Source organism: Arthrobacter sp. TB 26, assembly GCF_000427315.1.
Taxonomy (GTDB): domain Bacteria; phylum Actinomycetota; class Actinomycetes; order Actinomycetales; family Micrococcaceae; genus Arthrobacter.
The window spans coordinates 1-7,715 of sequence record NZ_AUPJ01000137.1; the positions used below are offsets into that span (position 1 = coordinate 1).

A 7,715-nucleotide genomic window follows, 5' to 3' on the forward strand; every position below is an offset into this window, starting at 1 on the left:
CCCTGCCGGCGTCGACCACCAGGACCCGGTCGAGGTCCAGCGCGAGCTCGAGGTCGTGGGTGGAGAGGATGACCTGCTGCCCGAGTCCTGCCAGGGTCCGCCGCAGCAGCTCCCGGTTGCGCAGGTCCAGCAAGGTGGACGGCTCGTCCAGGACCAGCACGTCCGGGGCCACGGCGAGGACCGCCGCGAGGGCCAGGAGCTGGCGCTCCCCGCCGGACAGTTCGTAGATGCTTTGGTCGGCGAGCGGCAGCAGCCCGAAACGGTCCAGGGTCGCTTCCGCCTGGCTTCGCCGTTCCCGGGCGTTGCGGACCGAACGCCGGAGGGACAGCTCCACGTCTTCCCGGCCGGTCGGCATCACCAGCTGGGACAACGGGTCCGTAAAGACAAAGCCGACGCGCCGGCGTACCTCCCGCACGGCCCGGACGGTGTCGCAGCCATCGACCGTGACGGTGCCGCTGCTCGGTGCCACGAGGCCGTTCAGGAGCCGCAGGAGGGTGGACTTGCCGGATCCGTTGGCCCCGATGACGCCGATCCGCTGCTCGGTGAACTGCAGGGTCAGCTCCTCCAGCAGGGTTTTGGGCCCGGCGCGGCCGTCGACCGCCACCCGCACCGCAGCCCGGTCCAGCACGATGACGCTCATGGCCGGTGGTCCACCGCTGCCTTGGCACTGCCGCTGCCGGGTGCCCTGGTAACCGTCCCGAAGGTCCGGACCCGGCGGATCAGCAGGTCCGGAAATGCCTTGTGCAGCGCCAGTGCAATTGTCACGGCCAGTACGTTCTTGATGACATCTCCCGGGTAGAAGACCAGGTCCGCGAGGAACGCCTTCGAGACGTCCAGCTTCCCGTTGACCATCATGCCGAGGATGCCCAGGCCGTGGACGAAGATCATGCTGCTCACCATCGCGGCAGCGAAAAGCAGGACTGCGCGAAGCCTGCCGGGACGGCCCGCCGTGCGGCGGAGCACGACGACGGTCAGCCAGCCCGCCGCTGTCGCGGCAAACACAAAGCCGATGATGTAGCCCGCCGAAGGACCGGCCAGAACCCCGAGCCCGCTGCGCCCGCCGCTGAAGATCGGCAGCCCGGCGAGTCCGAGGAGAACGTAAAGCCCGACGGCGGCGAACGCCCGGCCGGGGCCCAGGGCAAGGCCGGTGAGCATCACCGCGAGCGTTTGGACGGTGATGGGAACACCCATCCCCGCGACGGGAATGGCGGCAACCAGGGCGGAGCCGGCCACGAGCGCGGCAAAGACCGCGATCAGTCCCAGGTCGGTGGCGTTCCAGCGGGTCCGCTGCCGGGCTGGGGTCACGGCAACGCTGCCGTCGGTCTTCGTCATGGGAGTTCCTATCGCAAGTGTTTCGGGGCCAGCTTCTGGTTTTGACTCTACGAGCCTGGCGGAAGGCGTTTTTTGTAGAAGCCCTACTAGCCGGCGGCCCCGGAGCTGGAGGGCAGCACCAACGGCGCCGGGAGGTGCCTCCCAGCGCACGGCCCGCACCGCCGTCGTCCGTCGCTGCGGGCAGCCGGCGGCGCTCTTGTCAACGGTCGGAGGCTGGGCCGGTAGACTTGGAGAGGCCGAACTCTCGGCCACACTGCCCCGGCCCCCACCAGATTCCACCGATGTGCCGCGGCGTTCCCTGTTGTGAAAGGCCTTAGCTGCATTGATTACCGTCCAGGATCTCGAACTGCGCGCCGGCGCCCGCCTCCTTATGGACCAGGTGAGCTTCCGGATCGACAAGGGAGACAAGATCGGCCTTGTGGGCCGTAACGGTGCAGGCAAGACCACACTGACCCGCGTGCTCGCGGGCGAGGGCCTGCCCGCCGGCGGCAAGGTCACCCGCAGCGGCGAGATCGGCTACCTGCCGCAGGACCCGCGGACACCGGACATGGAGCAGCTGGCCCGCGACCGCATCCTGTCCGCCCGCGGCCTGGACATCGCCGTCAACAAGCTCAAGCAGACCCATGAGGACATGGCCAGCGACGACGCCGAGGTCCAGCGCAAGGCCATGAACCGCTATGACCGGCTGGAATCCGAGTTCCTGGCCGCCGGCGGCTACGCGGCCGAAGCCGAGGCCGCCGCAATCTGCTCCAACCTGGCTCTCCCGGACCGGCTGCTGAACCAGCCGCTCAAGACCCTCTCCGGCGGCCAGCGCCGCCGTGTCGAGCTTGCCCGCATCCTGTACTCGGACGCCGAGACCATGCTCCTCGATGAGCCCACCAACCACCTCGACGCGGACTCCATCACCTGGCTCCGCGAGTTCCTCAAGAACCACCAGGGCGGCCTGATCGTGATCAGCCACGATACGGAGCTGCTCGAAGCCACCGTCAACAAGGTGTTCCTGCTGGATCCCAACCGCGCCAAGGTCGACTTCTACAACATGAACTGGAAGCGCTACCTCCAGCAGCGCGAAACGGACGAGCGCGCCCGCAAGCGTGAGCGCGCCAACGCGGAGAAGAAGGCCCAGGTCCTCATCGACCAGGCCAACAAAATGCGCGCCAAAGCCACCAAGGCCGTCGCCGCGCAGAACATGGCCAAGCGTGCCGAGCGCCTGCTCGGCGGCCTTGAAGCTGTGCGCGCGACCGACCGCGTGGCAGCCCTGCGCTTCCCGGACCCGTCACCCTGCGGCAAGACCCCGCTCACCGCCGACGGCCTCAGCAAGTCCTTCGGATCGCTGGAGATCTTCACCGACGTTGACCTGGCCATCGACCGCGGCTCCAAAGTCGTCATTCTGGGCCTCAACGGTGCCGGCAAGACCACGCTTCTGCGCATGCTGGCCGGCGTCGACAAACCGGACACCGGCGAAGTCGTTGCGGGCCACGGCCTGAAGGTGGGCTACTACGCCCAGGAGCACGAGACGCTCGACGTCGACCGCACCGTCCTGCAGAACATGCGCTCGTCCGCCCCGGACATGAATGACGCGGAAGTGCGCAACATCCTGGGCTCGTTCCTGTTCTCCGGCGACGACGTCGACAAGCCTGCCGGGGTGCTCTCCGGCGGCGAGAAGACCCGGCTCGCCCTGGCCACCATCGTGGCCTCGAGTGCAAACGTGCTGCTCCTCGATGAGCCCACGAACAACCTCGACCCCGCCAGCCGCGCTGAAATCCTCGGGGCCCTCAGCAACTACACCGGCGCCGTGGTGCTGGTGAGCCACGACGAAGGCGCCGTCGCCGCGCTCAACCCCGAGCGCGTGGTGCTGCTGCCCGACGGCATAGAGGACCACTGGAACGAAGACTACCTGGACCTGATTACGCTGGCGTAGGGCGCCCGGTCTGGTTGCGTTCGCGCCTCGCGCGCATGATTTGCCGCGTGCTCGCTCGTCCCTCGCTTAGACGCACGCTACGCAAATCATCCGCGTTCGGCGCTTGTGCATTTGTCATCGCTCCCTGCTGCCAGCTCTTAGCGGACGGACATTTCTTTGGCTTGGGTGATCCGATGCAGCTCTTCGTAGCTGATCGAGAACATCGAGTGGTGGTCTCCCGCACCGGCCCAGAGGACGCGATGGGCCGCCAGGGACTCATCCAGCAGTGTCCTGATTTTCTCCGGGTGGCCGACCGGGGCTACGCCGCCTACTTCCTGGCCCGTATGCTCGAGCACGAATTCGGGCGAGGCGCGGCGTATTTTCCCGGCGCCCAATTGCCCGGCGACCTTCCCGACGTCGACCCTGGCCGCGCCGCTGGCCAGGATCAGCAGCGGGGCGCCCGCGACGTCGAACACGAGGCTGTTGGTGATGGCCGCAACGTCACAGCCGAGCGCCGCGGCCGCCGCGGCAGCCGTCGGGACTTTCGAGTCGAACACCGTGACCGTGTCCTCGGCGCCGAGCGCGTTCAACGCGCGCTTCACCCGCGCCACCGGATCCGGCCACAAGACGTCCACGTCTCAGAACCCCTGGGCGTCCAGGATGGCGTCTTCCTCTTCCTCGGCGGTCGCGTTCTTCCGCTTGCGGGGCACAGGACGACGGCGGGCAGCCGGGCCGCTGGAGTGCATCAAGCCGCCGGCGGTGACGCCGTCTCCGGCCTGAGCTTCGGCGTCCTCGGCGTCAATAGCCGCGTTTCGGGCCTGCTGCCGGGCCGCATACCCGAAACCAATGAACATGAGCACGCCGAACGCAAACCACTGCAGCGAGTACGACAAATGGGTGCCCTCGTCGGTGGACGGCTTCGGGAACGGGAACGGCATGTCTGCCACGGACGGACTCTCTGACGCCAGCTGCCCGTAGGCGCCCGCCAGCACGGGGTAGCCCAGCTGGGCGGAGTAGGCGGCGAGGTCGATCGACGCCAGCTGGCCGTCCGGGGCACCGCGCTGGAGCCCGGGCTCGGCAGGTTTCAGGCGGGCGATGACGGTCACGGTGCCTTGCGGAGGTGCAGGAACCGCGTCGGGGCGGCCCGGGTTGTTGTTACCGATCGGCAGCCAGCCGCGGTCGATCACAACGGTCTCGCCTGTTTCCACCTTGAAGGGGACAACGACTTCGTAGCCGGGCTGGCCGTTGAGTGGACGGTTGCGGACGATACGCTGCCCGGCGACGTCGTAACTGCCCTTCAGTTCGACCTGGGTCCACTCGCGCTCCGCCGACAGCGCGCTGAACTGGTCCTTGACGTCAGCGAACGGCACGGGCGCCGCGGAATAGTTGGAGGTGACCCGGTTGATCCCGGCCAGCGTCTCGGCGCGGCGGTCCATCTGCCAGCGGCCCAGTCCGACGCAGGCGGCAGCAAAAATCGCGGCCAGCAACAGATACCCCAGCCACTTGCTGGAGAAGAGAAAACGGTACATTCAGCGTGCCTTGCCTGCCGGGTTCAATGCCACAGTGTCCTTCCAGAGCCCGCGGGTCTGCAGGTAGTCCTCGAGCCAGGCCCGGTGCTCTCCGCAGGCCAGCCAGATCTTGCGCCGTTCCGGGGTGTGGATTTTCGGGTTGTTCCAGAGCAGCTGCCATTCGGCGCCGCTCCGGCATGCCTTGCGGGAGCAGACGGCTTCAGCCGGACCGGCGGCTCCGCCGTTCCCGGTGAGGTCAAAAAGGTTCATGATGCTGCCCGTCCGTGGTCGCCGTCGTCGCCCGGGGGTCGCTCCTGGACGTCGCTGCCGCCCTCTGGGGAGTCATCGTCCTCGACGAGTTCGCCCTGCAGCAGCGTCATCGACGGGTCTTCCGACGGCGGGACACCCGGGACACCGGGGCCAACTGGGGCCTCAGACGTGGCGGTGGCCGGCGCGTCGAGCTGGGCCAGCGGCGCATAGTCCAGCAGCGAGTCGGAGTGCACCTCCGCCTTGTCGCTGCCGTTGGCGATGATGACGGCGAACCAGGGCAGGAACACGGCCCCGATGACCGGGAGGATTTTCAACCAGCCATCCACCACGAAAATCAGGACCAGGCAGACCATGCGGATACCCATCGCGACGGCGTACTTGATCATCCGCTGTCGCATCTCTTCAGAGTGCGCGGCGGCGGCGTCCGTGATGCTGTGAACCTCGGAATCACCGGACGGTACGTCCGGAGTCCCGGGCACAGGTACACCGGGTCGGTTTTTCAGTGTCAAGGCTGTCAGATCACGCTCCCAAGGCTTACTCCAATTCTCTCACCAACGGCAGGGCCGCCCAAACGCGCGCTTGCCGGGCGCTAAGATCGGAGGCAGGAAAATCCCGCCCCCAGCGCGGCGCCGTCCCGCCGCAGAATTCCGGAGCCCCACCATGTCTGAAACAGCTACCACCGGCCGCAGTGTCCTGATAACCGGCGGAAACCGCGGAATCGGCCTCGCCATCGCCGAAGCCTTCCTCGCCAACGGTGACAAGGTGGCCGTCACGTACCGCAGCGAATCGGCGCTCCCCGCGGGCATCCTTGGCGTCAAGGCCGACGTCACGGACGAGGCCTCCGTCGACGCCGCGTTCACCGAAGTGGAAACGGCCCACGGCCCCGTCGAGGTGCTGGTCGCGAACGCCGGCATCACCAAGGACACCCTGCTGATGCGCATGAGCGAGGACGATTTCACCTCGGTCATCGACACCAACCTCACCGGCGCCTTCCGCGTGATCAAGCGGGCCTCCAAGGGCATGATCCGGGCACGCAAGGGCCGCGTGGTCCTGATCTCCTCCGTCTCGGGCCTCTACGGCGCGCCCGGCCAGATCAACTACTCGGCCTCCAAAGCGGGACTGGTCGGCATCGCCCGCTCGCTGACCCGTGAGCTGGGTGCCCGCGGCATCACCGCCAACGTGGTGGCCCCGGGCTTCATCAACACCGACATGACGGCGGAACTGCCCGAGGCGACCCAGAAGGACTACCTTTCCAAGGTTCCCGCCGCCCGTTTCGCCGAAGCCTCCGAGGTTGCCAACGTCGTCCGCTGGATCGCCAGCGACGAGGCCGCCTACATCTCCGGTGCCGTCATCCCCGTGGACGGCGGCCTCGGCATGGGCCACTAGGGCGGGATCCAGCAGGACACGACGGCNCGCCGCTGTCCTGCCGCCCCGGCCGGCCCGTGACGTCCGCCAACAACAGGACTTTTTCCCCTTTGCGCCGTGCGCCGCCGGGTGTGTAATGGGGCTACAGCCCCTGACCACACCACGGCAGGGGCATGGAAACAGGAGGACAATCGTGGCTGACATGAACAAGTGGGTGCCGTCGGACGTGCTGGAACCGATCAAGCGTTTCCTGGACGGCGACCTGACGATGACCCCTTCCATCAAGGTCGAGCAGTTTGTGGACGGCACCACGCTGGTGGTGCGCGCTGAAGTTCCGGGGATTGATCCCGACAAGGACGTCGACGTCTCCGTCAGTGAAGGCATGCTGCATATCAAGGCCGAACGCGAGGAAAAGACCGAGCACAAGAGCAAAGACGGCTACCGCTCGGAGTTCCGCTATGGCTCGTTCACGCGCAGTGTCGCGCTGCCGCCCGGTGCCAGGGAAGAGGACATCACCGCGACCTATAAGGACGGCGTTCTCGAGGTGCGCGCACCTGCCCCCGTGACGGCGCCGGACGTAACGGCCAAGAAGATCAGGATCGACCACACGTAGCATCAACCCGCTGCGGCGCGTGCTTCGCGCAGCCAGCCGGCAACGTCGGCGTCGAGCTCATCCACCGTGTGCAGCTCCAGATGGTGTATCCAGACGCCGGGGGAGGGAGTCACCACTTCCTTGAACCTCGCCGAGCCGTCGCGGCGNAATCGAGAGCACGGCGGGCACGTCGGAATCGACGTACCGGCCAGGCCACCAGAGGTACGCGAAGCCGCGCTGGTCCCGGAAAGCCACCTGGCTTTTCGTTGCCCGCATGGCCGGCGGGGCGGGCGCGGCCAGCATCTCCTCCACCGCGTGGAACAGCTCCAGGCCGCGCGGGGAACCGCTGAAGACCTGCTCCGGCGTCGAATCCTCCGTCACTCCCCGAGGCACCAGGGCCCCTGATCCACGGCTTCCCGGCCCATGCGGCGCAGCGGTTCCATGCGCGAGATCCTACGCCTGCGGGCCCGGCCGTCACTAGGCTGCCGCGGCTTCTTTGTGGAACCTGAACAACGGAAAACACCTGCACCGCTGGCATGATGGACTGCAGACCCACCGTTTTTGGACGTTTGGAACAAAGGAGCTCGTATGGGACTGCTGGATAACAAGACCGCAATCGTGACCGGTTCGTCGCGGGGGATCGGCGCTGAGGTGGCGAAGTTCCTCGCCGCCGAGGGCGCCGCCGTCGTCGTGAACTACCGCCAGAAGGCTCCCCGTGCCAACAAGGTGGTCACGGAGATCGAGGCGG

At 67.3% G+C, this 7,715-nt stretch carries 9 protein-coding genes and 1 pseudogene (1 of these 10 running past the window's edge); 4 read left to right on the forward strand and 6 right to left on the reverse strand.

The features are described 5' to 3' along the window. Together K789_RS0104235 and K789_RS0104240 are read right to left on the reverse strand one after the other, a co-directional pair. A partial coding sequence (locus K789_RS0104235; protein ID WP_024365667.1) for an energy-coupling factor ABC transporter ATP-binding protein occupies positions 1-640 on the reverse strand: 640 nt, incomplete at its 3' end. Continuing rightward, entirely contained in the window at positions 637-1,332 is a 696-nt protein-coding gene (locus tag K789_RS0104240; protein ID WP_024365668.1) for a biotin transporter BioY, read from the reverse strand. The genes K789_RS0104240 and K789_RS0104235, both read right to left, overlap by 4 nt. A 322-nt stretch (positions 1,333-1,654) precedes the next feature. On the opposite strand from K789_RS0104240, the gene K789_RS0104245 reads away from it, so the two are divergent. Beyond that, positions 1,655-3,253, forward strand: coding sequence for an ABC-F family ATP-binding cassette domain-containing protein (locus K789_RS0104245; RefSeq protein WP_024365669.1), 1,599 nt, complete (start codon positions 1,655-1,657; stop codon positions 3,251-3,253). 137 nt (positions 3,254-3,390) lie between these two features. Here K789_RS0104245 and K789_RS0104250 read toward each other — a convergent pair whose 3' ends face one another. Genes K789_RS0104250 through K789_RS0104265 form a run of 4 tightly spaced genes read right to left on the reverse strand, consistent with a single transcriptional unit; the run spans position 3,391 to position 5,519 of the window. Then, positions 3,391-3,867 (reverse strand): YbaK/EbsC family protein, encoded by a 477-nt coding sequence (locus K789_RS0104250; RefSeq protein WP_024365670.1) that lies wholly within the window; start codon positions 3,865-3,867, stop codon positions 3,391-3,393. Positions 3,868-3,870: 3 nt separating this feature from the next. After that, the gene (locus K789_RS0104255) at positions 3,871-4,761 is read right to left on the reverse strand and encodes an SURF1 family protein (RefSeq protein ID WP_024365671.1); all 891 of its coding nucleotides are present in this window, start codon (positions 4,759-4,761) and stop codon (positions 3,871-3,873) included. Then, positions 4,762-5,010, reverse strand: a complete 249-nt coding sequence (locus K789_RS0104260; RefSeq protein WP_024365672.1) for a hypothetical protein — start codon at positions 5,008-5,010, stop codon at positions 4,762-4,764. Further along, positions 5,007-5,519, reverse strand: a complete 513-nt coding sequence (locus K789_RS0104265) for a DUF3099 domain-containing protein (protein ID WP_024365673.1) — start codon at positions 5,517-5,519, stop codon at positions 5,007-5,009. The genes K789_RS0104260 and K789_RS0104265 overlap by 4 nt, the downstream gene beginning before the upstream one ends. Before the next feature lie 151 nt (positions 5,520-5,670). Between K789_RS0104265 and fabG the strand changes: the two genes are divergently transcribed. From fabG to K789_RS22280, 3 genes and pseudogenes are all read left to right on the forward strand, one after another. After that, on the forward strand, positions 5,671-6,396 hold the full coding sequence (gene fabG, locus K789_RS0104270; RefSeq protein WP_024365674.1) for a 3-oxoacyl-ACP reductase FabG: 726 nt from the start codon (positions 5,671-5,673) through the stop codon (positions 6,394-6,396). A gap of 172 nt (positions 6,397-6,568) precedes the next feature. Then, a complete protein-coding gene (locus tag K789_RS0104275; RefSeq protein ID WP_024365675.1) occupies positions 6,569-6,988 on the forward strand; it encodes an Hsp20 family protein in 420 nt (139 codons plus the stop codon). Positions 6,989-7,555: 567 nt separating this feature from the next. Continuing rightward, positions 7,556-7,715, forward strand: a pseudogene (locus K789_RS22280) (SDR family oxidoreductase) (it continues 591 nt past the right edge of the window).

What these genes read in the sequence shown, in the direction of transcription:
- K789_RS0104240 (WP_024365668.1), bottom strand. Translation starts at nt 1,332, where the DNA reads ATGACGAAGACCGACGGCAGCGTTGCCGTGACCCCAGCCCGGCAGCGG.
- K789_RS0104255 (WP_024365671.1), bottom strand. Translation starts at nt 4,761, where the DNA reads ATGTACCGTTTTCTCTTCTCCAGCAAGTGGCTGGGGTATCTGTTGCTG.
- K789_RS0104260 (WP_024365672.1), bottom strand. Translation starts at nt 5,010, where the DNA reads ATGAACCTTTTTGACCTCACCGGGAACGGCGGAGCCGCCGGTCCGGCT.
- fabG (WP_024365674.1), top strand. Translation starts at nt 5,671, where the DNA reads ATGTCTGAAACAGCTACCACCGGCCGCAGTGTCCTGATAACCGGCGGA.